This window comes from Roseateles subflavus (assembly GCF_030285365.1).
In the GTDB taxonomy this organism is placed as follows: domain Bacteria; phylum Pseudomonadota; class Gammaproteobacteria; order Burkholderiales; family Burkholderiaceae_C; genus Roseateles_B; species Roseateles_B subflavus.
In genome coordinates, this window is sequence record NZ_JASVDS010000001.1 from 125602 (window position 1) to 150437 (window position 24836).

Sequence of the window (24836 nt, forward strand, 5' to 3'; positions counted from 1 at the left end):
ATGCGCTATCGTGCGCGGCATCTGATGCTGCGCCCGGCTCCGTGCCCCGCCCCCATGCGCCCTTTCCGATCCGCCTTGCCGCCCTTGCCAGGGCTCATCCTGGCCTGTGCCCTGGTGGCCGGCCTGATGCCGGCCGCGGGCCTCGCCGCGGGCTACCAGCAGCCCTCGGCCGCCGTGCGCGAGCTGCTGGACACCGCGCCCCTGCCCCGCCTCCTGCCCTCGCCGGACCGGCAGCAGCTGGCGCTCATCGAGACCCGCCGCTTCTCGAGCATCGAGGACCTGCAGCGCCCCACGCTGCACCTGGCCGGCACGCGCTTCGACGCCGGCAGCAGCGTGGCGCCCGGCGTCGCCGCCATCCAGCGCCTGCGCCTGCGCGCGCTGCTGCAGCCCGACGCCCCGGAGCGCGTGGTCGAGCTGCCTGCCGGCGGGCTCTGGCATGACTTCGCCTGGGCGCCGGACGGCCAGCGCTTCCTGCTCGAGCGCCGCATGGACCGTGCCAATGAGCTGTGGGTGGGCGACACCGCGACGGCCACGCTCAAGCCCGTCCAGGGCCTGCGGCTCAACGAGGTGCTGGCCCAGGGCGAGAAGGCCTGGCTGAACCCGCGCGAGCTCGTCGTGCTGAGCGTGCCCGACCACCGCGGCCCGCCGCCGCGCCTGGCACCCCAGCCGATCACCGAGGAGAGCCGCGGCCTCGTCTCCCCCGAGCGCACGCACCCGGACCTGCTGCACGGCCCGCAGGACGAGGCCTTGTTCGAGTACCACGCCCGCTCGGTGCTGACGGCGGTGGACCTCGTCAGCGGCAGCAGCCGGGATCTCGGCCCGGCGCAGCTCTACAGCAGCCTCAGCAGCGTGGGAGACGGCCAGTACCTGCTGACCGAGCGCATCGCCCGCCCCTTCAGCTACCGCCTGCCCTGGGACGACTTCCCCACCATCGTCGAGGTGCGCCAGCGCGACGGCAAGCTGATCCGCGAGCTGGCGCGCATGCCGCTCAAGGGCGGCGTGGCCATCGACGGCGTGCTGCCGGGGCCCCGCGTGTTCTACGCCTCGCCGACGAAGGACGCGGCCGTCTACTGGGTCGAGGCCCTGGACGGCGGGAATCCGGCCAACCGCGTGGCCTTCCGCGACCGCGTGATGCGCCTGGATCCGCCCTTCACCGGCGATCCCCAGGAGGTGCAGCGCATGCCGCACCGCTTCTCGCGCCTGCAGTTCCTGGACGACGGCCAGCATGCCCTGCTCACCGAAGTCGACCGCCAGCGCGCCTGGCAGCGCAGCTACCTGCTGCCGCTCAAGGGCACGCAGAGCAAGCCGCTGTTCGAGTTCAGCCAGCGCGAGCGCTTCCGCCATCCCGGCAGCCCGCTGATGCGCACGCTGCCCAACGGCCATCTCGTGGTGCAGACACTGGGCGGCGACCTGCTGTTGACCGGCCCGGGCGCCAGCCCCAAGGGCGACCGCCCCTTCCTCGATCGCTTCTCGCTGCGGGACCTCAGCGTGCAGCGCCTGTTCCAGTCGCCCGAGGGCAGCTACGAGACGCCGCTGGCCGTGCTGGAGGGCGGCCGGCAGGTGCTGCTGAGCCGCGAGAGCGCCGCCGAGCCGCCGAACCTGGCGCTGCGCGAGCTGGCCTCCGGCAACAGCCTGCAGGCGCTGACGCGGCTGAAGGACAACACGCCGCAGCTGCGCAAGATCCGTCGCGAGTTCGTCAGCTTCAAGCGGGCCGACGGCGTGGACATGTCCTTCTGGATGTACCTGCCGCCCGACTACCGGGAGGGCGAGCGCCGCCCCACGCTGGTCTGGGCCTATCCGATGGAGTACAGCGACGCGGCCATCGCCAGCCAGGTGAGCGGTGCCAGCAACCGCTTCCTCAGCTTCAACGGCATCAGCCCGCTGGCGCTGCTGCTGGACGGCTTCGTGGTGCTCTACGACGCGCACATGCCCGTGGTGGGCGACCTCAAGACCGTCAACGACGGCTTCATCGAGCAGATCACCATGAACGCCCGCGCCATCATCGACAAGGCCGAGGACCTCGGCGTCTCCGACCCGAAGCGCATGGCGGTCGGCGGTCACAGCTACGGCGCCTTCATGGCCGTCAACCTGCTCGCCCACACCGACCTCTTCAAGGCCGGCATCGCGCGCAGCGGCGCCTACAACCGCACGCTCACGCCCTTCGGCTTCCAGAGCGAGCGCCGCTCGCTGTGGGATGCGAAGGACGTCTACCTGCACCTCTCGCCCCTGCTCTACGCGCCGCAGATCAAGGAGCCGCTGCTGCTCCTGCACGGCGAGCAGGACGGCAACGCCGGCACGCCGCCGCTGCAGAGCGAACGCCTCTTCCACGCGCTCTCCGGGCTCGGGGGGACCGTGCGGCTGACGATGCTGCCGCTGGAGGCCCACGGCTACGGCGCCCGCGAGTCCGCCGGCCATGTGCAGTGGGAGATGAGCCAGTGGCTCAAGACCTGGCTGGGCGATCCCCGCGAGGCGAAGGAGCCCGCGAAGAACGGGCGCTGATCACCGCCGCCGTCAGATCGCCAGCGGGTCCACGTCGATGGCCCAGCGCAGCAGCCCGCGGTGCTCGCGCTTGAGCGCCTGCAGCAGCGGCAGCCAGTGCCACAGCAGGCGCTGCAGCGTCGAACGCTGGCCGCACTCGATCAGCATCTGGAAGCGTTCCACATTGGCCACGCGCGCCACGCTCATGGGCACCGGCGGGTAGATGAGCGCCTGCTGCGCGTCGGGCAGCGCCTGGGCCAGCGCCGCGGCGGCATCGAGGAAGGCCTGCGCGCCCTCGGCCGTGCGCGCCTCGGCCCGCATCAGCGCCAGGTGCGAGAACGGCGGCAAGGCCGCGGACTCCCGCTCCGCGAGCTGGCTGGCGGCAAAGAACTCGTAATCGTGCCGCTGCAGCGCCAGGTACAGCGCATGCTGGGGGTGCCAGGTCTGCACCCACATCTCGCTGCGCGCCGCCACCTCGGCATCGCGCCCCGCGCGGCCGGCCGCCTGCATCAGCAGCGCGAAGAGCCGTTCGGGCGCACGGAAGTCGCTGGAGAAGAGCGCGCCGTCCGGGTTCACCGCCGCCACCAGCGTGATGCGGCGGAAGTCGTGGCCCTTGGTGATCATCTGCGTGCCGACGAGGATGTCCACCTCGCCCGCATGCACCGCGCCGAGCTGCTCCTCGAGCTGGCCCTTGTGCTTCGTGGAGTCGGCATCGATGCGGGCCACGCGCGCGCCCGGCAGGGCCTCGGCCAGCTGCTCCTCGAGGCGCTCCGTGCCGCGGCCCAGCGGGGCGATGTCGAGATTGCCGCAGGTGGGGCAGGCGAACGGCACGCGCTCGGCGAAGCCGCAGTGGTGGCAGCGCAGGCTGCGGTCGCCCTTGTGGAAGACGCGCCAGGCGCTGCAGTGCGGGCATTCGCTCTTCCAGTTGCACTCGCCGCAGTGAAGCACCGGCGCATAGCCCCGGCGGTTCAGGAACACGAGGCTCTGCTCACCGCGGGCCAGACGCTGGCGCAGGGCCTCCAGCAACGGCGCGGTGAGCGCCGTGGTGACGCCCTTGGTGCGGGCCAGCGTGTTCATGTCGAAGATGCGCACCCTCGGCATCGCGCCACCGCCGATGCGCTGAGGCATGACGAGGCGGCGGTAGCGGCCGCTGTTCGCGTGGTGCCAGCTCTCGAGCGAGGGCGTGGCGGAGCCGAGGATCACCGGCACCTTCTCCAGCCGCGCGCGGTAGACGGCGAGGTCGCGCGCCGAGTAGCGGGCGCCGTCCTGCTGCTTGTAGCTGGGGTCGTGCTCCTCGTCGACGGCGATCAGCCCGAGACGCGGCAGCGAGGCGAAGACCGCCAGCCGCGTGCCAAGGATCAGCTCGGCCTGCCCGAGATGCGCCGCCAGCCAGTTCTGCAGGCGCTGCGCGGGGGTGAGGCCGCTGTGCAGGGAGACGATGCGCCGCCCGGCGAAGCGCTCGGCGAAGCGCGCCTCGAGCTGGGGCGTGAGGTTGATCTCGGGGACCAGCACCAGCACCTGCCGGCCCTGGGCCAGCGCCTGCTCGGCCGCGCGCAGGTAGACCTCCGTCTTGCCACTGCCGGTGACGCCATACAGCAGCACGGGCGTGGGCGCCGCAGCATCGGGCGGGGCCTGCAGCAGGCCGTCGAGCTGCGCCAGCGCGGCCTGCTGCGCCTCGCTGAGCACGGGCATCGGGGGCGGCGCCTCGGGCGCGGCGGGCGGTGGCAGCTTGGCCAGCTTCTTGAGCTTGGCCTGCAGCTGCTTCGCCGTGACCTCCTTCAGCTGGGGTGGCAGCACCGAGAGCGCCAGCTCGCCGATGGCGCGCTGGTAGTACTGCGCCGCGAACTCGACCAGCCGCCGCCAGCTCGCCGAGAGGGGCGGGAGCGCGTCCAGCACCTCGCCCACCTCGCGCAGCTCGGCATCCGGCAAGACCTGGCCCTGCGGGGACAGGTCTTGCGCCGGCGCGTCGTCCCAGACCAGCCCCAGCAGCTCGCGCTTGCCCAGCGGCACCTGCAGCAGCGTGCCTGGCGGCCAGGCCTGGCCCGCCCGGTAGGTCAGTGGACCGCTGAGGCCGCTGTGCTGCGGCGCGTCCACGGCCACCTGCAGCCGGTGGGCGGCCGCTGCCGTGGGCGCCGGGTCGGCCGCTGCCGCAGGATCAGCCATGAGAAAGCCTCGCTCGCGCGCCGGCGGATGGGCGTGCGCCGGCCAGCCCGGCCCCCGCCGATTCATGCCTCACTTGCCGCCGCTTCTGCATGTCCTGCCTCGAAATCTCCGCTAACTGCTTGATTCGTCCCGGGTCCTTGCCGGACATCGCCCGGCCTGTGGATAACTTTGTGCAAAAGACACCCTTGTGCACAACATCCCCCGAGAGGCCTCACGGCGGTGCGTAACCGTGCATTCGTCAGGCGAACTGCATGACTCCTTAGAAATCAAGCACTTAGCCTGCCATCGTGGAAACCCCCAGCTGCGCCGCAGCAATTGACACAGGCTGAAACGCCCGCCCCCATTTTGGGGATAAGTGTCTGCTTACTGTGCAGAGTTCACAGGCGCTTCCCCGTGACTTTCCTGTCATCCCGCGGGCGCTGCACCGCCTGGTCGCGGTGCAGCGCGCCGGCCCTGACTCAGGCCTGGCGCAGGCGCCGCGAGTGCTGGTGCACCTCGTCGACGAGATGCAGCACATGCTCCGGCGGCGTGAACTGGCTGATGCCATGGCCGAGGTTGAAGACATGGCCGCCCCAGCCGCCGTCGGCGCGTTGCGGGCGGCCGAAGCTGTCCAGCACGCTGCGGACCTGGGTGCGGATGGCCTCCGGCGGTGCAAACAGCACGTTCGGGTCCAGATTGCCCTGCAGCGCGACACGGTCCTGCACCTGCGCGCGGGCCTTGCCGAGGTTGGCCGTCCAGTCCAGGCCGACGACGTCGGCCCCGGCCTCGGCGATCTCGTCCAGCCACAGGGCGCCGCCCTTGGTGAACAGGATGCGGGGAATGCGCTGGCCGTCGTGCTCGGTCTTCACCTGCGCCAGCACGCGGCGCGAATAGGCGAGGCTGAACTCCTGGAACATGCCGTCGGCCAGCACCCCGCCCCACGAGTCGAAGACCATCACGGCCTGCGCACCGGCCTCGATCTGGGTGTTGAGGTACTGCGCCACGGCGTCCGCGTTGATCTGCAGGATGCGGTGCATCAGATCCGGGCGGCTGTACATCAGCGCCTTGACCTGGCGGTAGTCGTCCGAGCCGCCGCCCTCGACCATGTAGCAGGCCAGGGTCCAGGGGCTGCCCGAGAAGCCGATCAGCGGCACGCGGCCGTTGAGCGCCTTGCGGATGGAGGTGACGGCGTCGAAGACATAGCGCAGCTTGTCCATGTCCGGCACGGCCAGCTCGGCCACGGCGGCCTCATCACGCACGACCTTGGCGAACTTCGGGCCCTCGCCCTGCTGGAAGGAGAGCCCCAGGCCCATGGCGTCGGGCACGGTGAGGATGTCGCTGAACAGGATGGCGGCGTCGAGCGGGTAGCGCTCCAGCGGCTGCAGCGTCACCTCGGTGGCGTAGTCCGTGTTGGTGGCCAGGCCCATGAAGCTGCCGGCCTTGGCGCGGGTGTCGCGATACTCCGGCAGGTAGCGGCCGGCCTGGCGCATCAGCCAGACGGGCGTGTAGTCGGTGGGCTGGCGCAGGCAGGCGCGCAGGAAGGTGTCGTTTTGCAGGGGTGCGCTCATGGGGCGCCATTATCGGTGCGAGCGGCGCCAGGCGTGGCCGATCTGCGGACCGGCTGCGGCATGTCAAAGCGTTCAGGCAAAAAAAATGGAGAGCCCTTGGGCTCTCCTGGCGGTCCGCCCCGGGCGGGCGTCGACCGGCTGTCAGCTGGCCGGGACCGGCTTGCGCGGGCCGGCCGGCAGACCCAGCTGTGGATGGACGATGAGGCGGTTGACCGCGCGCCCGGCGACCGGGAAGCTGCGGTCCGACGCCGAGTTGACCACCTGCTCCACGAGCGCCTTCACCAGCAGCCCCACCAGGCCTTGCTGGTTGCTCCCGCCCTCTTCGGACGACGCGGCCGAGGCCTTGCCGGACCACAGCTCCTGGCCGGAGCGGAGGTCCACCACGCGCGCCTCGACAGCCACCACCGTGTCGCTGGCCAGCACCATGTACTTGGTGCCGTACTGCTTCACGGTGATGTAGACCACGGCATCGGCACCGAACACGTCACGCAGCTTCGGCACGGCGATCTGATGCATGTCGTGCGGGGTCTGCATGCCGTTCTGCCGCAGCGTCTCGGACACCAGGCTCACCGGCATCACGTAGTAGCCCGACTCCGCCAGCGGCAGGGTGATCTGCGCCAGCACGCCGTTGGTGGCATCCGGGTCCGGGGTCTCGTTCAGCGGCGGCAGGACCAGCAACGAAGTGGGCTTCGCGGCCTTGAAGGCGCTCATGTCCTTGGGCGTGGGGGCCGTGGCGCAGGCCGTGAGCAGCGCGGCGCTGACCAGGAGCGAAAGTACAGTCTTCATCATCTGTGGCAGCTCTCTCTCAGCTCGCGGACGAGCTCTTCTGCGCATTGCGCAGCAGCATGTCGATGTATTGGGCCGATTCCGGGAAGAGCTGACGCTCACGTTCCAGGTGGCGGCGGGACTCCTCGCTGCGGCCCAGCCTCGCGTTCAGCAAGGCCATGTGGCCGTGCAGGCCCGGGGGCGGCAGCAGGTTCGACTGCTGCGTCTCGGCCAGCTGCACCTGCAGCTTGTCGAGCAGCTCCTGCGCCTTGGCGTCGTCGCCCTTGAAGTGGGCATACAGGGCGGGCTGGTAGCTGCCCCAGTGGTAGAGCGGCTTTGGTGCCGTGGCGCAGGCGCCGAGCAGCAGGGTCAGTGCCAGGGCAGCCGCCGTCTTCATGTGCGATCCCTTGCTCATGGCTGCTGGGCCTTCCAGCTGCCGGCGTCCAGACCCTGGACGAGCTTCTCGACCGCCTCGCGCACGGCCAGATCCAGCACCTTGCCGTTGAGCGTCACGTCATAGGACGCCGTGCTGCCAAAGCCCAGCACCTCGCGCTCGGAGAGGCTGTACTCGCCCGCGCCCTGCACGGAATAGACCACCTCCGCCGTCTGGCTGTTGACGATGTTCAGCGTCACCTTGGCATAGGCGATCTGGCTCTTGCCACGGCCGAGCAGCCCGAACAGCTGCTTGTCGCCGACATCCTTGCGACCGAACTCCGTGACCGAGCCGCTCACCAGCAGATCGGCGCCCTTGATGTTCACCTGCGCGGACTTGTAGCTGGCTTCCTGGCGCGCCTCGGCCAGGTTGTCGCGGTCCAGCACATTGAAACGCTGCGACTGCTGCAGATGCGTCTGCAGGATCGCCTTGGCCTGCGCGCCGAGCCGGTCCGGGCCATCGGTGAACATCCCCCGGAGATATTCCGAGCGGTTGTCAAAGCGGCCGATCGCCACGGGCGTGCGTGCGCGCTGGGGTGCGGGCGCAGGTGCGGCGGCACTGCTGACCTGGGTCGTCTGGACGACGCGAGACTGCTCCGTGGTCGAGCAGGCGGAAAGTGCCAGCGCGCCGCACAACAGCAGCAGCTGGGGAGTCTTGGTGAACATGGGATAACCTCCGTGATGCGCGTCTTCGGCAAGAAATGCCTGAACTTTTTGTTACGCGGGCGCGGAGGTTAACACCGGAATGCCTTGTCTCCGATCGGGATTCGGGACAGTCCTGAGCAAAGACAAGCGCAGGGGCCGCCGGCATCACCGGACGTTAGCCCCCCCGGGGTCAGGCGCCTTGACGCCGCAGGCTTTGCAGCCCGCTCCAGACCTCGCCCGGCTGCAGCAGCACCGGGCGTTCGATGGCCGCGGCTTCCACGCACAGGAACTGCTGGTAGCCGTCCGCGGGCATGTCCGCCAGCTGCGCGCACTTCCCGGCGCCGGGGTTCCAGACCACGGCGTCGTCGAAGCCCTGCTGCAGGAGGTCCAGTGCGCGGCGCTGCGTGCCGGACTCGTCGATCAGCTGCAGCGGCTCCTTGAGCTGGCTGACCTGGTAGTAGATGCGGTCCAGGTCCTCGCAACCCGGGCTGCCGGGCAGGACGAGGTCGCTGCGCTGGACTTGCTCGGCGTTCTTCACCTGGTCCCAGTAGTGCAGGCCGGCCAGGCCGCGCAGGCTGGTGGCGTCGAGCGCGCCGGTGCGCAGGTAGGTGTGCAGCGCGGCCGTGAAGTCGAAGGGCGTGTCGCCGGTGTTCTCGACGGCCAGCTCGATGTCCAGCGTCTGGCCGCTGACCCGCACCGACAGCTCGGCCGAGAAGGCATGGGGCCAGACCATGCGCGTGGCGGCATCGTCGGTGAGCTGCAGAACGGCCAGGGCGTCGTCCACCCCCTGCTCGGCCTGCACCAGCTGCCAGGGCTTGGTGCGGGCGAAGCCGTGGCGCATCAGCGGGCCGCGCGCACTGAACTGCGGGAAGATCAACGGCACACCGCCGCGGATCGCCTGCCCCGTTGCGAAGCTGCTCTTCGGCGAGAGGTACAGCTGCTCCTCGCCGCCGGCGGGGATCCACGACGTGAGATGCGCGCCGTGAAGCAGCAGCACCGCGCGCGCGCCGTCGGGCGCGACGAGTTCCAGGGCTTCGAGGCCGTGGTGGCGGGTCAGGGCAATGGGCGTGGGCATGGCGGGAATCTGTGGTGGACCGTGGCGTCGGCCCGGCATCGAGGGCGTCCTGCCACTGAACGGCGGCCGCTGAAATCAGCTGAAATCGGCGGAGGGAAAAGACAACGCCCGCCGGACTTGCGTCGGCGGGCGCCTGAGGAAGGCCACAGCTCAGCGGGCCGCGAGGCTGCTGAGGGCCTGGGCCTTCACTTCTTGCGGAACTTGCGCAGGGCTGCGATCTGGGCAGCCATGGCGGCGAATTCGCTTTGCGCCTTGGCGAAGTCGATGTCGCTCTTGGCGTTCTTCATCGCTTCCTCGGCCAGCTTCTTGGCTTCGGAGGCCTTGGCTTCGTCCAGGTCCTTGCCGCGGATGGCGGTGTCGGCCAGCACGGTCACGCAGTTCGGCTGCACTTCCAGAAGGCCGCCGGCCACGAACACGAACTCTTCCTGGCCGTTGTCGGCGCGCTCGATGCGCACCGCGCCCGGCTTGATGCGGGTGATCAGCGGCGTGTGCTGCGGCAGGATGCCCAGCTCACCACCTTCACCCGGCAACGCGACGAACTTGGCCTCGCCCGAGAAGATGCTCTCCTCGGCGGACACCACGTCAACATGAATGGTTGCCATGTTCAATCTTTCTAGCGTTGAAGTTGAAGTAAGTCGTCTGCTTCTTCACCCTCGTCCTACACGAGGAAGAAGGTGCAGGAAGCAAGCAGTCGGGTCTCAGGCTAGGCGCCGCGCACAGCCGGACTTCCTGTCCGGCGAGCACGGCAACGACGCCTGAGGCCCGAATGCGCCACTTACTGCAGCTTCTTCGCCTTTTCGAAGGCTTCGTCGATGGTGCCAACCATGTAGAACGCCTGCTCCGGCAGGTGATCGCACTCGCCAGCCACAATCATCTTGAAGCCGCGGATGGTTTCCTTCAGGGGCACGTACTTGCCGGGCGAGCCGGTGAACACTTCGGCCACGTGGAAGGGCTGCGACAGGAAACGCTGGATCTTGCGAGCGCGGGCCACGGCCAGCTTGTCTTCGGGAGACAGCTCGTCCATACCCAGAATCGCGATGATGTCGCGCAGTTCCTTGTAGCGCTGCAGCACTTGCTGGACGGCGCGGGTGGTCGTGTAGTGCTCTTCGCCCACGACGTTCGGGTCCACTTGACGCGAGGTCGAGTCCAGCGGATCCACGGCGGGGTAGATACCCAGGGCGGCGATGTCACGCGACAGCACGACGGTGGCGTCCAAGTGAGCGAACGTCGTGGCGGGGGACGGGTCGGTCAAGTCATCGGCAGGCACGTACACGGCCTGGATGGAGGTGATCGAACCGACCTTGGTCGACGTGATCCGCTCTTGCAGACGGCCCATTTCCTCGGCCAGCGTCGGCTGGTAGCCCACGGCGGAAGGCATACGGCCCAGCAGCGCGGACACTTCGGTACCGGCCAGGGTGTAGCGGTAGATGTTGTCCACGAAGAACAGCACGTCACGGCCTTCGTCACGGAAGGACTCGGCGATGGTCAGGCCGGTCAGGGCCACGCGCAGACGGTTGCCCGGGGGCTCGTTCATCTGGCCGTAGACCATGGACACCTTGGACTCTTCGAGCTTCTCCAGGTTCACGACGCCGGAATCGGCCATCTCGTGATAGAAGTCGTTGCCCTCACGGGTACGCTCGCCCACACCAGCGAACACCGACAGACCCGAGTGAGCCTTGGCGATGTTGTTGATGAGTTCCATCATGTTCACGGTCTTGCCCACGCCGGCGCCACCGAACAGACCCACCTTGCCGCCCTTGGCGAACGGGCAGATCAGGTCGATCACCTTGATGCCGGTTTCCAGCAGGTCCTGCGAGGGGCTCAGCTCGTCGTACGAGGGAGCGGCACGGTGGATCGAAGCGGTCAGCTCCGAGGACACTTCGCCACGCTCGTCGATGGGGTTGCCCAGCACGTCCATGATCCGACCCAGGGTGGCCTTGCCCACCGGCACCTTGATGGTGTCGCCGGTGTTGAAGACTTCCGTGCCGCGGCGCAGGCCGTCGGACGAACCCAGGGCGATGGTACGCACCACGCCGTCGCCCAGCTGCTGCTGAACTTCCAGCGTCAGGGCGGAACCTTCCATCTTCAAGGCGTCGTACACCTTGGGCATCTGGTCACGCGGGAATTCCACGTCCACCACGGCGCCGATGCACTGAACGATCTTGCCCACTGATTGAGTGTTAGCCATTTTTTCGTTCCTTCAATTCCAAAACTTTTGCTGCTGCGTCTGCTGAGATCAGCCCACGGCGGCGGCGCCGCTGACGATTTCGCTCAGCTCCTTCGTGATCGCGGCCTGGCGGGTCTTGTTGTAGACCAGCTTCAGCTCACCGATCAGGGTGCCTGCGTTGTCAGTGGCGGCCTTCATGGCCACCATGCGCGCCGATTGCTCGGACGCCATGTTCTCGGCGACGGCCTGGTAGACCAGGGCCTCGGTGTAGCGCACCAGCAGATCGTCGATGACGGTCGCGGCGTCGGGCTCGTAGAGGTAGTCCCAGCTGTGCGAGGCCTTGTCCGTCTGCATGTCCTCAGCCGACAGGGGCAGCAGCTGCTGCACCACCGGCTCCTGCTTCATCGTGTTGATGAAGCGGGTGAAGCACAGATAGACGGCGGACAGCTCGCCAGCGGCGTACTTGTCCAGCAGCACCTTGACGGGGCCGATCAGCTTCTCGATGTGCGGCTGGTCGCCCAGCTGCGTGGCGTGAGCCACGACCTTGGCGCCGACGCGGTTCATGAAACCCAGGCCCTTGTTGCCGATGGCAACGACCTCAGGCTTCTGACCGGCGGACTCCAGGTCCTTCAGCTTGGTGGTGACCGCGCGCAGCAGATTGGTGTTCAAGCCACCGCACAGACCCTTGTCCGTCGTGACCACCACGAAACCGACCGCCTTCGCCTGGCCATTGCTGACCATGAAAGGATGTTGGTACTCGGGATTGGCCTTGGACAGATTGGCAGCGATGTTGCCGATCTTGTCGCTGTAGGGACGAGCCGCACGCATCCGGTCCTGCGCCTTGCGCATCTTGGATGCCGCGACCATCTCCATGGCCTTGGTGATCTTCTTGGTGTTCTCGACCGACTTGATCTTGCCGCGAATTTCCTTGCCTGCTGCCATGATTTCTCCTGTTAGGGCCGGGTGCTCACCGAGGTTTGCACCCGGTCATGGTTGCTTAGGCGAAGGACTTCTTGAACGTCGTGATGGCGGCGTTCAGCTCGGCTTCTGCGTCCTTGTCCATGGCCTTGTCGGCTTCCAGCTTGGCCAGCAGAGCGGCGTGGCTGGTCTTCAGGAACTGGTGCAGACCGTGTTCGAAGGCCAGAACCTTCTTCACTTCCAGGCTGTCCATGAAGCCCTTGTTCACCGCGTACAGCGTGGCAGCCATCAGGCTGATGCTCAGCGGCGAGTACTGGGCCTGCTTCAGCAGTTCCGTCACGCGGGCGCCACGGTCCAGCTGCTTGCGGGTCGCTTCGTCCAGGTCGGAGGCGAACTGCGCGAAGGCAGCCAGCTCACGGTACTGGGCCAGGTCGGTACGGATACCGCCGGACAGCGACTTGATCAGCTTGGTCTGGGCAGCACCACCCACGCGCGACACCGAGATGCCGGCGTTGATGGCGGGGCGGATACCTGCGTTGAACAGGTTGGTTTCCAGGAAGATCTGACCGTCGGTGATCGAGATCACGTTGGTCGGAACGAAGGCGGACACGTCACCGGCCTGGGTTTCGATGATGGGCAGCGCGGTCAGCGAACCGGTCTTGCCCTTCACTTCACCCTTGGTGAACGCTTCCACGTAGTCGGCGTTCACGCGAGCGGCGCGTTCCAGCAGACGGCTGTGGAGATAGAACACGTCGCCGGGGAAGGCTTCGCGGCCCGGGGGGCGGCGCAGCAGCAGCGACACTTGACGGTAGGCCACGGCCTGCTTGGACAGATCGTCATAAACGATCAGGGCGTCCTGGCCACGGTCACGGAAGTACTCGCCCATCGTGCAGCCGGAGTAGGCCGACACGTACTGCATGGCAGCGGATTCAGACGCCGAGGCAGCCACCACGATGGTGTATTCCATCGCGCCGGCTTGTTCCAGAGCACGCACCACGTTCTTGATCGACGAAGCCTTCTGGCCGATCGCGACGTAGACGCAGGTCATGTTCTGACCCTTCTGGTTGATGATGGCGTCGATGGCCACGGCGGTCTTGCCGGTCTGGCGGTCGCCGATGATCAGCTCGCGCTGGCCACGGCCGACGGGCACCATCGAGTCGATGGACTTCAGGCCGGTCTGCACCGGCTGGTCCACGGACTTGCGGGCGATCACGCCGGGAGCGACCTTCTCGATCACGTCCGTCATCTTGGCGTTGATCGGGCCCTTGCCGTCGATGGGCTGGCCCAGGGCGTTCACCACGCGGCCGATCAGCTCGGGGCCGACGGGCACTTCCAGGATGCGGCCCGTGCACTTCACGGTGTCGCCTTCGGAGATGTGCTCGTAGCCACCCAGGATCACGGCGCCGACGGAGTCGCGCTCGAGGTTCAGGGCCAGGCCGAAGGACGGCTGGCCGCTGGCGTCAGCCGGGAACTCCAGCATTTCGCCTTGCATCACATCGGACAGGCCGTGGATGCGCACGATGCCGTCGGACACGGACACCACGGTGCCCTGGTTACGGACGTCCGTCGTGCTGCCCAGGCCCTCGATGCGGCTCTTGATCAGTTCGGAAATTTCAGCAGGATTCAGTTGCATTGCTTGCTCCCATCTGGTCGGGCGTCTGTTGCCAGAGCGCGGGTGACACAGGGATGAATCGGATAAGGTGTCTTCGCGCTGGTGCTTAAGCGGTGAGCGCCACTTTCATGCGGTCCAGGCGGGCCTTGACGGAGGTGTCGAGCACCTCATCGCCAACCACCACCCGGATACCGCCGATGAGAGCGGGCTCCAGCTGAACATGGGCTTCGAGCTTGCGACCGAAGCGCTTTTCCAGCGTCGCGACCACGTCCGCCAACTGGGCCGGCTCGATCGGGTAGGCACTGAAGATCTGCGCATCGGCGACGCCGGCGGCTGCGTTGGCCAGCACGTGGAACTGGTCCACGACAGCCTGCAGGGCCGAGAGGCGGCCGTTGTCGATCACCGTGCGCAGGAAGTTCTGCAGCTCCGGTGCCAGGGTCTGCTTCGCAGCGGCCGTCATGACGGCATACACCTGCTCGGCGGTGACCTTGGGATTGTCGGCAAACGAGCGCAGGTCAGCATCCTGTGCGACCAGGGCCAGCGCATCAAGCGTCTGGCCCCAGGCCTTCACATCGTGCTTCTTCGCGACCTGATAGAGCGCCTCAGCGTAGGGGCGTGCAATGGTGGCGAGCTCAGCCATGATTACAGCTCCGTCTTCAGACGGCCCAGCAACTCGGCGTGCACGCTGGCATTGACCTCGCGCTGCAGAATTTGCTCGGCGCCCTTCACGGCCAGCACGGCGACCTGCTCACGCAGGGCCTCGCGGGCACGGGTGGCTTGCTGCTCGGCCTCAGCCTTGGCAGCGGCCACGATCTTGGCGCCTTCATCTTCAGCACGCTTCTTGGCCTCGTCCACGATGGCGGCGGCACGCTTTTCAGCGTCAGCCAGCAGCTTGGTGGTCTCGTTGCGCGCAATGGCCCGTTGCTCATCTGCCGCCTTGTTGGCGGTGGCCAGCTCAGCCTTAGCCTTGTCGGCGGCAGCCAGACCCTCGCGGATCTTGCCTGCACGCTCGTCCAAGGCCTTGGTGATCGGCGGCCAGATGAAGCGCATCGTGACGAACACGAGCACTGCGAACGGGATCCACTGAATGAAAAGGCTTGCGTTGATATTCACGGCACGATCCTTTCAGTCGTGAAAGGGGACGTGGCGCTTAGTGAGCCAGGCCAGCGGTGAAGGGGTTGGCGAAGGCGAACAGCAGAGCGATAGCGACGCCGATCAGGAAGGCAGCGTCGATCAGGCCGGCCAGAATGAACATCTTGGTTTGCAGTTCGTTCATCAGCTCGGGCTGGCGAGCGGAGGACTCCAGGAACTTGCCACCCATCAGCGCGATGCCGATGGAAGCGCCGATAGCGCCCAGACCAACGATGATGCCGCAAGCCAGTGCCACGAGGCCGAGGATGTTTTCCATTTTGTGCTCCTGAAGAGGTTAGAAAAGAAAGAAAGGAAACGAGAAAAGAAAGAGGTGCCCGACTGAAGGTCTTCAATCAGTGCGCGTCATGGGCCTGGCCGATGTAGATCAGCGTCAGCATCATGAAGATGAAGGCCTGCAGCACGATCACGAGGATGTGGAACAGGGTCCAGACGGTGCCGGCGACGATGTGGCCGATGGCCAGACCGATGCCCGTGCCCGTCAGCGCCCAGCCGCCACCCATCAGGGCGATCAGCATGAACACGAGCTCGCCAGCGAACATGTTGCCGAACAGTCGCATGCCGTGGGACACGGTCTTGGCGAGGAATTCGATCATCTGCATGGCGAAGTTGAACGGCCACAGCACGGGGTGGGCGCCGAAGGGAGCGGAGATCAGCTCGTGACCCCAGCCGCCCAGGCCCTTGATCTTCACGTTGTAGAACAGGCAGAGCAGCAGCACGAAGGTGGACATGCTCAGCGTGGTCGACAGGTCGGCGGTGGGCACGACGCGCATGTAGGCGTGGTGCGGGTCATGGCCGGTCGCGGCGACGTAGTTGCCCCACAGCTTGGGCAGCCAGTCCACGGGCAGCATGTCCATGGCGTTCATGAAGAAGATCCACACGAACACGGTCAGGGCGACGGGGCCCACGACCTTGCGGCTCTTCTCGTTGTGGATCACGCCCTTGGCCTGGTTGTCCACGAGCTCGACCAGCATCTCGACGGCAGCCTGGAAGCGGCCCGGCACGCCGGACGTGGCCTTGCGGGCGGCACGCCACAGGAAGAACAGGGCGATGGAGCCCAGCACCACGGAATAGATCAGCGAATCCAGGTTGAAGACGCTGAAATCGACGATGCCTTGCTGCTTCTGGTCGACCAGAGCAAAGTTCTTCTGCCAGTGCTGCAAGTGGTGAGTGATGTACTCACCCGCGGTCGGCGCGTGTCCTTCTGCTGCCATGTTCAGGGTTCCGTCTAATTTTTGTTTCGGCCCCACCGAAGCAGGACCAGCCAGTAAACCTTGAGGCACACGACCATCGTCAGCAGCAGAGCCGGCCAACGCAGGTCAGGCACCCCTTTGATCACCGCCAACAGGATGACGGCGACCAAGAGAATCTTGATCAGCTCCCAGACCATCAGCGAGAGCAGTGCAGCTCCCGCCATCGCGGCCGGGCGCCGGGTCGTCCCCCATGCCATCAAGGCATTGGGCCCGACCACGGCCAGGGCGCCGAAAAGCGCCGAGTACCCATGGCGTGCCGACCCGAAAAAGGTCCACAGCGCCACCATCAGCACCGCCGCCACCGCCTGGAACCACACCACACGCCAGGGCGACGTCGCTCGATGCCCGGCCCGCCAAGCCGCCGCCTCTTCAGGCGTCAGGGGCTCGCGGGCCTTGAAATCATCTTCGCCGGCCTCATCCCATGGATCAGGGCGCGCGCCGGTGGGCGCGACGGGAGCCTGCGGCGCGGCCTGCGGTACAGCAGGGGCCGCTGCATGGGTCACCTCAGCATTGTCGGCCGGGGCGGCATCATGCGGTTCAGAGCTCACGAATCCTTGGGGGTCGATCGGCAAAACCCAAAGATTATATGTGGTTTCCCCTTACAAGGGCTTAACAGACGCCCAACAATGCATCAGGACTTGCCCTTGACAGATGTCAGCAAGTGCCTTTTGTCATCGAGCTGCACCAGAACGGCGCACAGCGCGCAGACGCCCGTACCGGGCCGGCGGGACTACAGGTCCACGGCCGGCACCGGCAGACCCGGCACCTCGACGCGCATTTGCAACACGCAGCCGGCCAGCGGCTGGGCCGCGAGCTCGTCCGCCGGACGCCCCTGGCGTGCCGTGGTGAGGTACAGCGTGCGGAGGTCGGCGCCGCCGAAGGCCGGCATCGTCGGGCAGCGTACCGGCAGCGGGATCTCGGCCAGCACGTCCCCCGCCGGCGACAGGCGCAGCAGGCGCTGCCCCTCGAACATGGCGACCCAGTAGGCGCCTTGCGCATCCACCGCGGCGCCATCCGGCCGGCCGCCGTAGGCTGACAGCGGCTGGCCAGCCTCGCGCGGAGCAAAGCGCGCCAGCACGCGGGCCTCGCCGGGCACGCCGGTGGCCGGCTCGTAGTCCCGCACGAAGACGGTGTGCGCCTTGGTGTCCGAGTGGTACAGGCGCCGGCCGTCCGGGCTGAAGGCCAGGCCGTTGCCCGTGCTCACGCCCGGCAGGACGGCCGCACAGCCCTGGCGATCGAGGCGGTAGAAGAAGGCCTCCGGCGCCCGCGCGTCGTCGATGCCGCCGATCCACCAGCGCCCCTGTGGATCGGCCTTGCCGTCATTGAAGCGCTGGCGGGCCGGGTCGTAGGGCGGCGCGATCAGCCGCTGCGACTCCCCCGTCGCGGGGTCGAAGGCATGCACACCGTCCCGCCGCGCCATGAGCAGGCCGCCGCTGGCCCGCCGGGCAATGCAGCCGGGCTCCGAGGGCAGCGCCCAGCGGTCGAGGGTCGCGCCATCCGCCCGCAGGCGCAGCAGGGCCTGGCCGGGGATGTCCACCCAGTACAGCGCCTGCTCCTGCGGATGCCACAGGGGCGACTCGCCCAGGCCGGCGGCGTGCGGGTGAACGGGAGAGAGCACGGGCAAGGCGGTCATGGCGTCGCGAAGGAAGCAGGCAGTGCCCCATGCTAGCGGCGTAATCCACCGTAACCGGGCGCGCACCCGGCGCCAGGCCCCGAAATCAGGCGAGGTCGACCTTGAGGTAATGCGCGCCAGGGATGGGGTTGAAGTAGTACGGCGGCACCGTCTCAAAGCCGAGGCTGCCGTACAGGCCGCGCGCGGCCTCCATGTCGTCCAGCGTGTCCAGCAGCATGGCGGAGTAGCCGGCCTGCGTGGCCTGGTCGATGAGCGCCTGCGCCACGATGCGACCGAGGCCGAAGCGGCGGAAGGCGGGGCGCACGTACAGGCGCTTCATCTCGCAGGCGTTGGCGTAGTCCACATCCGGCAGATTGCGGAAGGCGCCGGAGCCGGCCACCTGCCCGTCCACCAGGGCCAGCAGGAAGCCGCCGGCGGGCGCCACGTACTCGCCAGGCAGCTGCAGCAGCTCGTCCTCGAAGCCCTGGAAGTGCAGATCCACGGTCAGACTCTGCGCGTATTCACGCAGGATCTGGCGGGCTTCCTCCCACAACGAGGGGCTATCGGGGCTGATCAGTTCGATCCGGTTCGAAACGTCCATAGGCCGGCCAGTGTACTCAGGCTGCCGCCCGCTGCGCGGCCAGTCGGCGAATCCGGGGGGCGACACCTCGTCCAGTCCGGCTCATGGCATCGGCGTGAGCGTGACGAGCAGGTAGACCGCCGCCGCGCAGGCCGCCAGCAGCGTCAGCGCGAAGAGGCGGGTCGCCGCGGAGTCGCGACTGCCCGGCAGGTGCGCGGGGGCCAGCTTGTCACCCCGCAGCATGGCGCCGATGAGCTGGTGCCGGCGGTACCACTGGTGGAACAGCACCGCACCGATGTGCAGCCCCAGCATCGCGTACAGGCCCCATTGGCCGAGGTGCTCGTGGTAGTCGGTCCAGGCGAGGCTGGTCTCGCTGCTGACCCACGCCGCCAGCGGGCCGGTGGTGGCGATCTCGTCGTCGGCGATCAGGCCGGAGCCGACCTGCACCGCCAGCCACGTCAGCATGACCAGCACCGACAGCGCCCCAAGCGGGTTGTGCCCCACGTCGAAGTGATCATCCGGCAAGGCCTGACCCCGCAGGTAGCGCCAGGTGGCGGCCGGCCCATGCAGCATGTGCCGCCAGCGCGACCAGTGCCCACCCACCATGCCCCACACCAGACGGAACGCCAGCAGCGCCAGCACGGCATAGCCACAGCGCAGGTGCCAGGCCATGGCATTGCCGCCGATCTTGGCGCTGAGCACCGCGCCGCCCACGCTGAGCACGAGGGCCCAGTGGAACAGCCGGGTGGGCAGGTCCCAGACGCGCAAGGGGCGTCGGTGAAGATCGGGGCGGGCATCCTTCATCCGGCAACGATACCCGAGGCCGGGCCCGTCCCCAAGCCGGCGCGCCGCAGACAGTCGGCCGGGCCCTACACTGCCTCACCGCCCGCGCCGTGCGGGCCGCTTGCCAATCCCCAACGGAGATCCCATGCGTTCGACCCTGACTTCGACGACCCGCCATTGCCTCCTGCCCCTGCTGTGCCTGTGCAGCGCCCTGAGCGCCCAGGCACAGAACACCTTCCAGCGCCCGGGCGATGCCGTCGAGTACCGCCAGGCGGGCTTCGAGCTGATGGGCACGCACTTCCGCCGCCTCAACGCCATGGCCCAGGGCAAGGTGGCCTACGACGCCAAGGCCGTCGAGGACAACATGGCCGTGATCGCCGCCCTCTCCAAGCTGCCCTTCACCGCCTTCGTGCCGGGCAGCGACAAGGTCAAGGGCACGGAAGCGCTGCCGGAGGTCTGGAGCCAGCCCGCCAAGTTCCAGGAAGCGGCCGACAAGTTCCAGGCGGAGGTCGGCAAGCTGCAGGCCGCCGTCAAGGGCGGCAAGCCGGAAGAGGTGAAGGTGGCGGCCGGCGCCGTGGGTCAGAGCTGCAAGGCCTGCCACGACAGCTTCAAGCAAAAGGGGCACTGACGCCCGCCGGCGGCCGCGCCGTCCACCGGCACGGAAGGCCGCTTCAGCCCGCCGCGGACGGGGCGAAGCCCAGCACGACCCGGCGGGTCATGGCCGACTTCTTCTCGATCTTGGTGACGAGCAGCGGCCCGATGTCCGCCGTGTTGGCCACATGGGTCCCGCCGCAGGGCTGGAGGTCCACGCCCGCGACGTCAATGACGCGCACCCGTCCGAGCCCGCGCGGCGGCTGGACGCTCATGCTGCGCACCAGGCCGGGATTGGCGTCCAGCTCGTCTTCGCTGATCCAGCGGTGGCTCACCGGATGCGCCGCCGCCACCAGGCGGGCGAGGCCGGCGGTCAGCGCGTCCTTGTCCAGCGGCTCGGCGGTGTGGAAGTCCAGCCGCGCGTAGCCCGCGGTGATGGAGCAGCCATCGACGGGATGCGGCACCAGCGCGCACAGCAGGTGCGTGGCCGTGTGGAAACGCATGTGGGCGAAGCGGCGCGCCCAGTCGATGCGGGCCTGCAGCGGCTGCCCCGGCGGCAGCTCCGCCAGCCCATCAGCCTGCGCCGGGTCGATCAGGTGGCGGATCTCGCCGCCCTCGCCCTTGCGGGTGTCCAGCACGCGCAGGACACGCCCGTCGGCCAGCAGCAGCTCGCCCGCATCGCCGGCCTGCCCGCCGCCCAGCGGATAGAACACCGTGCGGTCCAGGATGACGGCATCCGCCTCCACACGCAGCACCGTGGCGCTGCACTCGCGCAACTGCGCGTCCTCGCGGAACAAGTCCTGCGTGCTCATGCGATCGGCTCCCGGTTCGTGATCAAAGCCAGACCTGCCCCTGGACGAGGGTGACCACGTCACCACCGATCCAGGTGTGCCCCTGCTCGCGGCTCACGTGCACGCGACCGGCGCGCTGCAGCGCCGCGCCCTGCGACGCGATGTAGTGCGAGGGCGCCTGCCCGCTGTCGATCAGCCACAGCGCCAGGCCGGCGTTGAGGCTGCCGGTGACGGGATCCTCCGGCACGCCGATGTCCGGCACGAAGGCACGCACCTCGAACTGCAGCGCGTGCCCGGCCGGATAGGCGCCGACGACGCCCAGCTTCAGGCCCTGCATCGCCGCGAAGTCCGGCTGCAGGTCGAGCACGTCCTGGGCGCTCCTCAGCTGCGCGGCGACCCACTGCGGCCCGTTGTCCACCCAGACCACGTCGAGCAGCTCCGCGTCCGCCACCCGCAGCGAGCGCGCCACCTGCGCACGCATGTCCGCGGGAACCGGGCCACTGCGGACGAGGGGCGGCGCCGCAAAGGCCAGCCGCTCGCCGTCCAGGCGCAGCGTCACGGGGCCGATGGCGCATTCCTGCACCACACGGCCGGGCGTGCGAGGCACGCCGCCGTGCTGCAGCCACACATGGGCCGAGCCCAGCGTCGGATGACCCGCAAAGGGCAGCTCGCCCCCCGGGGTGAAGATGCGGACGCGGTAGTCCGCGCCGGGCAGCGTGGGCGGCAGCAGGAAGGTCGTCTCGCTGAGATGGGTCCAGCGGGCGAAGGCCTGCATCTGCGTCTCGTCGAGGCCGGTGCCATCCACGACCACCGCCAGCGGATTGCCCTTGAGCGGCTCGGCGGTGAAGACATCGACCTGGGCAAAGGGACGGGAACGCGGGCTCATCAGGGCACCTCCGGCTGTGGCAGTGAAACGGGGGAGCCGGGACTCAGCCCGGCGGGTCGGCAGCGGCGCGCAGGTACAGGCCGGGTCGGGCAATCTCCATGCCGCGTTCCGGATGGCCCAGCGGCTGGAAGCCGTGGCGTGCGTAGAGGACCTGCATGTCCCGCGTGATCAGCTGCAGGCGGCGCAGCCCCTGGAGATCGGGGTGCTGCAGCAGCGTCTGCATCATCCAGTCGGCCAGGCCCTGTCGGCGGTGCGCCTCGAGGACGTAGACGTCGCAGAGATAGGCATAGGTCGCGCGGTCCGTGACCATGCGGGCAAAGCCGACCTGCGCCTCCGGCCCGCCCGCCGCCGCGCAGCGCAGGGCGATGCACAGCGAATGCTCGATCGCCCGCTGCACCAGCGCGAGAGGGATGCCCTCGGACCAGTACGCCCGGCTCAGGTAGGCATGGGCAGCGACGGCGTCGATGTCCGCCGGCTCACAGCTGAGCCGGTAGCGGTTCGCTCCGAGCTGGCGCTGCAGGCCTTGCGGATCCTCTGCGGCCATCGGGACGCCTCAGGGCGTGGGTTGGGCGCCGGCTTCCAGCGCCTCGCCCAGCACACGGCCGAGGATGGCCACGCCCTCGGTGATGAGGTCGGGCGTCAGCGTCACGAAGGACAGGCGCAGGGCGCGCGGATCCGGGTTGGACGCATAGAAGGCCGCGCCGGGCACGTAGGCGATGTTGGCGTCCACGGCCTTGGGCAGCAGGGCCATGGCGTCCAGGCCTTCGGGCAGGCGGATCCAGAAGAACATGCCGCCCTTCGGGCTCTGCCATTCACAGCCGGCCGGCAGGTACTGCTTCAGCGCCGCGGCCATCGCATCGCGGTTGGCCTTGTAGCGGGCGCGGATGCTGGGGATGTGCTGGTCCAGGAAGCCGTCCTTGATGACTTCGTAGACCACGCGCTGGTTGAAGCCCGGCGTGTGGAGATCGGCCGCCTGCTTGGCCTGCAGCAGCTTGGGGTACAGCGCCTTGGGCGCCACGATGTAGCCCAGGCGGAAGCCCGGCGTCAGCACCTTGGAGAAGGAACCGAGGTAGATGGAGCCCTCGGGCCACATCGACGACAGCGAGGCCGGCGGCTCCTCGTCGAACCACAGGTCGCCGTAGGGGTTGTCTTCCACCACGGGCACGTTGGCGGCCTTGGCGGCGGCCATCACGGCCTGACGGCGCTCGAGGCTCATCACGCGGCCGGTGGGGTTCTGGTAGTTGGGCAGCAGGTAGGCGAAGCGGGTGCCGGGCGCGTCATGGGCCAGGCGGGCGAAGGCTTCCGGCAGCGGGCCTTCGTGGTCGCTGGCGAGGCTGGTGAAGATGGGCTCGTAGGGCGTGAAGGCCTGCAGGGCGCCGAGGTAGGTGGGCGTCTCGACGGCCACCGGCGCGCCGACGTCGCACATGATCTTGCCGACGAGGTCCAGGCCCTGCTGCGAGCCGCTGGTGATCAGCACCTGGTCCGGCGAGACCTCGAGGCCCAGGCGGGCCATGCGGGCGGCCACCCACTCGCGCAGCGGGGCGAAGCCTTCGCTCGCGGCGTACTGCAGCGATTCCTTGGCGTTGAGCGACAGCACGCGATCGCAGGCGGTCTTCAGGGCCTCGACAGGGAAGGTATCCGCCGACGGCAGGCCGCCGGCCATGGACAGGATGCCCGGCTTCTCAGTGACCTTCAGGATCTCGCGAATGATGGACGGGTTCATCCGCGCGGCGCGTTGGGCCAGGTTCCAGGGGGAGGTGCTCACGTTCTTGTCTCCAGCAAATCGACGGCGGGCGCCGCGGGCAATCAATGACGGAATCTCAACGGACTCAGCATCCATTGTGAATGGCTTCGGGCCAGTCTACGACCCGCAGCCAGTACAGAACCAATACACTTGTCCGAACAGCACTAGAAACTGTACCGGCATGCACACCGACACAGCCGCCACCGCCGCCCTGCAACGCGATGCCGGCCAGCCTCTGGCCCAGCAGCTCGCCCAGCGCTTCTCGCAGCGCATCCAGCAGCGCCTGCTGCTGCCGGGCAGCCGGCTGCCCTCGGTGCGGGAGTGCGCGCGCCATCACCGCGTGAGCCCCTACACCGTGGTCGCGGCCTATGACCAGCTGCTGGCCGCCGGTCTGGTCGAGGCGCGCAAGCAGCGCGGCTTCTTCGTGCGGGACCTGCGCCCGCAGGCTGCTGCCGATGGCCGGACCGCGCCGCAGCGCCCGCCCGTGGGCATTCCGCAGGGCGTGCCGCTGGACGCCACGGCGCTGATCCGCGGCATGTTCCAGGCCGACGCCCGCCATGCGCCGGGCCTGGGCACACTGCCGGGCGACTGGCTGGACCTGCCCCTGCTGCAGAGCGCCATGCGGCGCGTGCTGGCCCAGACCGATGGCGACGATCCGCTCGCGCTGCAGTACGGCGAGCCCGGCGGTGACCTGCGCCTGCGCCAGGCCCTGGCGCGCCGGCTGGACGACCTCGGCATCAGCGCCCCCGCCGAGCAGATCATCAGCACCGTCGGCGCCACCCATGCGCTGGACCTCATCACGCGCCGCCTGCTGCAGCCCGGAGATGCCGTGCTGGTGGACGACCCGGGCTGGTCCATCGAGTACGCGCGGCTCTCGCAGGCCGGCATGCGCCTGCTGCCGGTGCCCCGCGGCGCCGACGGGCCGGACATGGCCGTCATGACCCAGCTGGCGCAGGAACACCGGCCGCGCATGTACGTCACGGTGTCGGTGCTGCACAACCCGACGGGCGGCACGCTGTCGCTGTCGCGGGCGCACCAGATCCTGAAGCTGGCGGAGGCGCACGACTTCCAGATCGTCGAGGACGACACCTACGCCTCGATGGCCCCCAACCACGCGCCCCGGCTCTCCGCGCTGGACGGCCTGCGACGCACGCTCTATGTCTCGGGCTTCTCCAAGATCCTGACCCCGGCGTGGCGCGTGGGTTTCGTGGCGGCGGCGCCGGAGATCGTGGCCCAGCTCACCGAGCAGAAGCTGCTGACCACCCTCACCACCAGCCCGCTGATGGACCGCGCCGTGGCCGTGTGCCTGGAGCAGGGCACGCTGCGGCGCCATGCCGAGCGCGTGATTGCGCGGCTGGACGCCGCCCGCCAGCGCGTGGTGCCGCTCGCCGAGGGCGCCGGCTGCCGTTTCGTCACGCCGCCGGCCGGGCTCTTCGGCTGGCTGGAGGTGGGCATGGACACCGAGCGCCTCGCGCAGCGCATGCTGGACGAGGGCTGGCTGATCGCGCCAGGCGTGCTGTTCAGCGCCACGCGCCAGGCCGGCAGCCTCATGCGCATCAACTTCGCCACCTCGCAGGACGCCCGCTTCTGGCGCCGCCTGGAGGCCATGCGCGAGGAACGCCAGCGCTGAACGCCGTCGCCGCCG

General features: G+C 68.6%; 25 protein-coding genes. 3 read left to right on the forward strand and 22 right to left on the reverse strand.

All coding sequences use genetic code 11. The annotated features are described in order from the left end of the window. The first annotated feature begins 75 nt into the window (after nucleotides 1-75). Complete coding sequence (locus tag QRD43_RS00510) at nucleotides 76-2499, forward strand: alpha/beta hydrolase family protein (protein WP_285980509.1); 2424 nt, start codon at nucleotides 76-78, stop codon at nucleotides 2497-2499. A gap of 12 nt (nucleotides 2500-2511) precedes the next feature. On the opposite strand, the gene QRD43_RS00515 is transcribed toward QRD43_RS00510, so the two are convergent. The 18 genes from QRD43_RS00515 to QRD43_RS00600 form a co-directional block, all read right to left on the reverse strand. Further along, nucleotides 2512-4641, reverse strand: coding sequence for a primosomal protein N' (locus QRD43_RS00515; protein ID WP_285980510.1), 2130 nt, complete (start codon nucleotides 4639-4641; stop codon nucleotides 2512-2514). A 458-nt stretch (nucleotides 4642-5099) separates the two neighbouring features. Further along, nucleotides 5100-6188: a uroporphyrinogen decarboxylase gene (hemE, locus tag QRD43_RS00520; RefSeq protein ID WP_285980511.1), complete on the reverse strand. Its 1089-nt coding sequence runs from the start codon at nucleotides 6186-6188 to the stop codon at nucleotides 5100-5102. Nucleotides 6189-6329: 141 nt separating this feature from the next. Continuing rightward, nucleotides 6330-6977, reverse strand: coding sequence for a DUF799 domain-containing protein (locus tag QRD43_RS00525; RefSeq protein ID WP_434063815.1), 648 nt, complete (start codon nucleotides 6975-6977; stop codon nucleotides 6330-6332). 16 nt (nucleotides 6978-6993) lie between these two features. Then, on the reverse strand, nucleotides 6994-7368 hold the full coding sequence (locus QRD43_RS00530) for a DUF4810 domain-containing protein (protein WP_285980513.1): 375 nt from the start codon (nucleotides 7366-7368) through the stop codon (nucleotides 6994-6996). Continuing rightward, complete coding sequence (locus tag QRD43_RS00535; RefSeq protein WP_285980514.1) at nucleotides 7365-8051, reverse strand: CsgG/HfaB family protein; 687 nt, start codon at nucleotides 8049-8051, stop codon at nucleotides 7365-7367. The genes QRD43_RS00530 and QRD43_RS00535 overlap by 4 nt, the downstream gene beginning before the upstream one ends. Before the next feature lie 169 nt (nucleotides 8052-8220). Continuing rightward, nucleotides 8221-9105: a D-hexose-6-phosphate mutarotase gene (locus QRD43_RS00540; protein ID WP_285980515.1), complete on the reverse strand. Its 885-nt coding sequence runs from the start codon at nucleotides 9103-9105 to the stop codon at nucleotides 8221-8223. A gap of 185 nt (nucleotides 9106-9290) precedes the next feature. Beyond that, entirely contained in the window at nucleotides 9291-9707 is a 417-nt protein-coding gene (locus QRD43_RS00545; RefSeq protein WP_285980516.1) for a F0F1 ATP synthase subunit epsilon, read from the reverse strand. A 173-nt stretch (nucleotides 9708-9880) separates the two neighbouring features. After that, nucleotides 9881-11293 carry a F0F1 ATP synthase subunit beta gene (gene atpD / locus QRD43_RS00550; RefSeq protein ID WP_285980517.1) on the reverse strand — a complete coding sequence of 471 codons (1413 nt, stop codon included), beginning with the start codon at nucleotides 11291-11293 and terminating at the stop codon, nucleotides 9881-9883. 48 nt (nucleotides 11294-11341) lie between these two features. After that, on the reverse strand, nucleotides 11342-12214 hold the full coding sequence (atpG, locus tag QRD43_RS00555) for a F0F1 ATP synthase subunit gamma (RefSeq protein ID WP_285980518.1): 873 nt from the start codon (nucleotides 12212-12214) through the stop codon (nucleotides 11342-11344). Nucleotides 12215-12269: 55 nt separating this feature from the next. Beyond that, entirely contained in the window at nucleotides 12270-13823 is a 1554-nt protein-coding gene (atpA, locus tag QRD43_RS00560; protein WP_183105859.1) for a F0F1 ATP synthase subunit alpha, read from the reverse strand. A gap of 85 nt (nucleotides 13824-13908) precedes the next feature. Beyond that, nucleotides 13909-14442 (reverse strand): F0F1 ATP synthase subunit delta, encoded by a 534-nt coding sequence (locus tag QRD43_RS00565; protein ID WP_285980519.1) that lies wholly within the window; start codon nucleotides 14440-14442, stop codon nucleotides 13909-13911. Between the two features lie 2 nt (nucleotides 14443-14444). After that, nucleotides 14445-14915 (reverse strand): F0F1 ATP synthase subunit B, encoded by a 471-nt coding sequence (locus QRD43_RS00570; protein WP_285980520.1) that lies wholly within the window; start codon nucleotides 14913-14915, stop codon nucleotides 14445-14447. Nucleotides 14916-14952: 37 nt separating this feature from the next. Further along, nucleotides 14953-15210: a F0F1 ATP synthase subunit C gene (gene atpE, locus QRD43_RS00575; protein ID WP_269632257.1), complete on the reverse strand. Its 258-nt coding sequence runs from the start codon at nucleotides 15208-15210 to the stop codon at nucleotides 14953-14955. A 76-nt stretch (nucleotides 15211-15286) separates the two neighbouring features. Continuing rightward, complete coding sequence (gene atpB, locus QRD43_RS00580) at nucleotides 15287-16165, reverse strand: F0F1 ATP synthase subunit A (protein ID WP_285980521.1); 879 nt, start codon at nucleotides 16163-16165, stop codon at nucleotides 15287-15289. Nucleotides 16166-16179: 14 nt separating this feature from the next. After that, a complete protein-coding gene (locus tag QRD43_RS00585; protein ID WP_285980522.1) occupies nucleotides 16180-16752 on the reverse strand; it encodes an ATP synthase subunit I in 573 nt (190 codons plus the stop codon). Nucleotides 16753-16934: 182 nt separating this feature from the next. After that, nucleotides 16935-17837 carry an SMP-30/gluconolactonase/LRE family protein gene (locus QRD43_RS00590; protein ID WP_285980523.1) on the reverse strand — a complete coding sequence of 301 codons (903 nt, stop codon included), beginning with the start codon at nucleotides 17835-17837 and terminating at the stop codon, nucleotides 16935-16937. A gap of 85 nt (nucleotides 17838-17922) precedes the next feature. Continuing rightward, nucleotides 17923-18417 carry a GNAT family N-acetyltransferase gene (locus QRD43_RS00595; RefSeq protein WP_285980524.1) on the reverse strand — a complete coding sequence of 165 codons (495 nt, stop codon included), beginning with the start codon at nucleotides 18415-18417 and terminating at the stop codon, nucleotides 17923-17925. A gap of 81 nt (nucleotides 18418-18498) precedes the next feature. Further along, nucleotides 18499-19200, reverse strand: a complete 702-nt coding sequence (locus QRD43_RS00600; protein WP_285980525.1) for a cytochrome b/b6 domain-containing protein — start codon at nucleotides 19198-19200, stop codon at nucleotides 18499-18501. Between the two features lie 124 nt (nucleotides 19201-19324). Here QRD43_RS00600 and QRD43_RS00605 point away from each other — a divergent pair, with 124 nt between their 5' ends. After that, nucleotides 19325-19807, forward strand: a complete 483-nt coding sequence (locus QRD43_RS00605; protein WP_285980526.1) for a c-type cytochrome — start codon at nucleotides 19325-19327, stop codon at nucleotides 19805-19807. A 43-nt stretch (nucleotides 19808-19850) separates the two neighbouring features. On the opposite strand, the gene QRD43_RS00610 is transcribed toward QRD43_RS00605, so the two are convergent. The 4 genes from QRD43_RS00610 to QRD43_RS00625 are packed head-to-tail and all read right to left on the reverse strand — an operon-like array spanning nucleotide 19851 to nucleotide 23170. Then, nucleotides 19851-20582, reverse strand: coding sequence for an alanyl-tRNA editing protein (locus tag QRD43_RS00610; protein WP_285980527.1), 732 nt, complete (start codon nucleotides 20580-20582; stop codon nucleotides 19851-19853). Nucleotides 20583-20604: 22 nt separating this feature from the next. Continuing rightward, nucleotides 20605-21447, reverse strand: a complete 843-nt coding sequence (locus QRD43_RS00615) for a PhzF family phenazine biosynthesis protein (RefSeq protein ID WP_285980528.1) — start codon at nucleotides 21445-21447, stop codon at nucleotides 20605-20607. A gap of 43 nt (nucleotides 21448-21490) precedes the next feature. Then, on the reverse strand, nucleotides 21491-21991 hold the full coding sequence (locus QRD43_RS00620) for a GNAT family N-acetyltransferase (RefSeq protein WP_285980529.1): 501 nt from the start codon (nucleotides 21989-21991) through the stop codon (nucleotides 21491-21493). 9 nt (nucleotides 21992-22000) lie between these two features. Then, nucleotides 22001-23170: an aminotransferase-like domain-containing protein gene (locus QRD43_RS00625; RefSeq protein ID WP_285981521.1), complete on the reverse strand. Its 1170-nt coding sequence runs from the start codon at nucleotides 23168-23170 to the stop codon at nucleotides 22001-22003. A gap of 202 nt (nucleotides 23171-23372) precedes the next feature. Between QRD43_RS00625 and QRD43_RS00630 the strand changes: the two genes are divergently transcribed. Next, nucleotides 23373-24821: an aminotransferase-like domain-containing protein gene (locus QRD43_RS00630; RefSeq protein ID WP_285980530.1), complete on the forward strand. Its 1449-nt coding sequence runs from the start codon at nucleotides 23373-23375 to the stop codon at nucleotides 24819-24821. The last annotated feature ends 15 nt before the right edge of the window (nucleotides 24822-24836 follow it).

Bases quoted from the DNA above. Each gene is read 5' to 3' on its own strand.
- QRD43_RS00595 (WP_285980524.1), bottom strand. From the start codon at position 18,417: ATGGACGTTTCGAACCGGATCGAACTGATCAGCCCCGATAGCCCCTCG.
- QRD43_RS00540 (WP_285980515.1), bottom strand. From the start codon at position 9,105: ATGCCCACGCCCATTGCCCTGACCCGCCACCACGGCCTCGAAGCCCTG.
- atpG (WP_285980518.1), bottom strand. From the start codon at position 12,214: ATGGCAGCAGGCAAGGAAATTCGCGGCAAGATCAAGTCGGTCGAGAAC.
- QRD43_RS00565 (WP_285980519.1), bottom strand. From the start codon at position 14,442: ATGGCTGAGCTCGCCACCATTGCACGCCCCTACGCTGAGGCGCTCTAT.
- atpA (WP_183105859.1), bottom strand. From the start codon at position 13,823: ATGCAACTGAATCCTGCTGAAATTTCCGAACTGATCAAGAGCCGCATC.
- QRD43_RS00545 (WP_285980516.1), bottom strand. From the start codon at position 9,707: ATGGCAACCATTCATGTTGACGTGGTGTCCGCCGAGGAGAGCATCTTC.
- hemE (WP_285980511.1), bottom strand. From the start codon at position 6,188: ATGAGCGCACCCCTGCAAAACGACACCTTCCTGCGCGCCTGCCTGCGC.
- QRD43_RS00525 (WP_434063815.1), bottom strand. From the start codon at position 6,977: ATGATGAAGACTGTACTTTCGCTCCTGGTCAGCGCCGCGCTGCTCACG.
- QRD43_RS00605 (WP_285980526.1), top strand. From the start codon at position 19,325: ATGCGTTCGACCCTGACTTCGACGACCCGCCATTGCCTCCTGCCCCTG.
- QRD43_RS00625 (WP_285981521.1), bottom strand. From the start codon at position 23,170: ATGAACCCGTCCATCATTCGCGAGATCCTGAAGGTCACTGAGAAGCCG.
- QRD43_RS00620 (WP_285980529.1), bottom strand. From the start codon at position 21,991: ATGGCCGCAGAGGATCCGCAAGGCCTGCAGCGCCAGCTCGGAGCGAAC.
- QRD43_RS00630 (WP_285980530.1), top strand. From the start codon at position 23,373: ATGCACACCGACACAGCCGCCACCGCCGCCCTGCAACGCGATGCCGGC.
- QRD43_RS00615 (WP_285980528.1), bottom strand. From the start codon at position 21,447: ATGAGCCCGCGTTCCCGTCCCTTTGCCCAGGTCGATGTCTTCACCGCC.
- QRD43_RS00590 (WP_285980523.1), bottom strand. From the start codon at position 17,837: ATGACCGCCTTGCCCGTGCTCTCTCCCGTTCACCCGCACGCCGCCGGC.
- QRD43_RS00610 (WP_285980527.1), bottom strand. From the start codon at position 20,582: ATGAGCACGCAGGACTTGTTCCGCGAGGACGCGCAGTTGCGCGAGTGC.
- atpE (WP_269632257.1), bottom strand. From the start codon at position 15,210: ATGGAAAACATCCTCGGCCTCGTGGCACTGGCTTGCGGCATCATCGTT.
- atpB (WP_285980521.1), bottom strand. From the start codon at position 16,165: ATGGCAGCAGAAGGACACGCGCCGACCGCGGGTGAGTACATCACTCAC.
- atpD (WP_285980517.1), bottom strand. From the start codon at position 11,293: ATGGCTAACACTCAATCAGTGGGCAAGATCGTTCAGTGCATCGGCGCC.
- QRD43_RS00530 (WP_285980513.1), bottom strand. From the start codon at position 7,368: ATGAGCAAGGGATCGCACATGAAGACGGCGGCTGCCCTGGCACTGACC.
- QRD43_RS00600 (WP_285980525.1), bottom strand. From the start codon at position 19,200: ATGAAGGATGCCCGCCCCGATCTTCACCGACGCCCCTTGCGCGTCTGG.
- QRD43_RS00515 (WP_285980510.1), bottom strand. From the start codon at position 4,641: ATGGCTGATCCTGCGGCAGCGGCCGACCCGGCGCCCACGGCAGCGGCC.
- QRD43_RS00535 (WP_285980514.1), bottom strand. From the start codon at position 8,051: ATGTTCACCAAGACTCCCCAGCTGCTGCTGTTGTGCGGCGCGCTGGCA.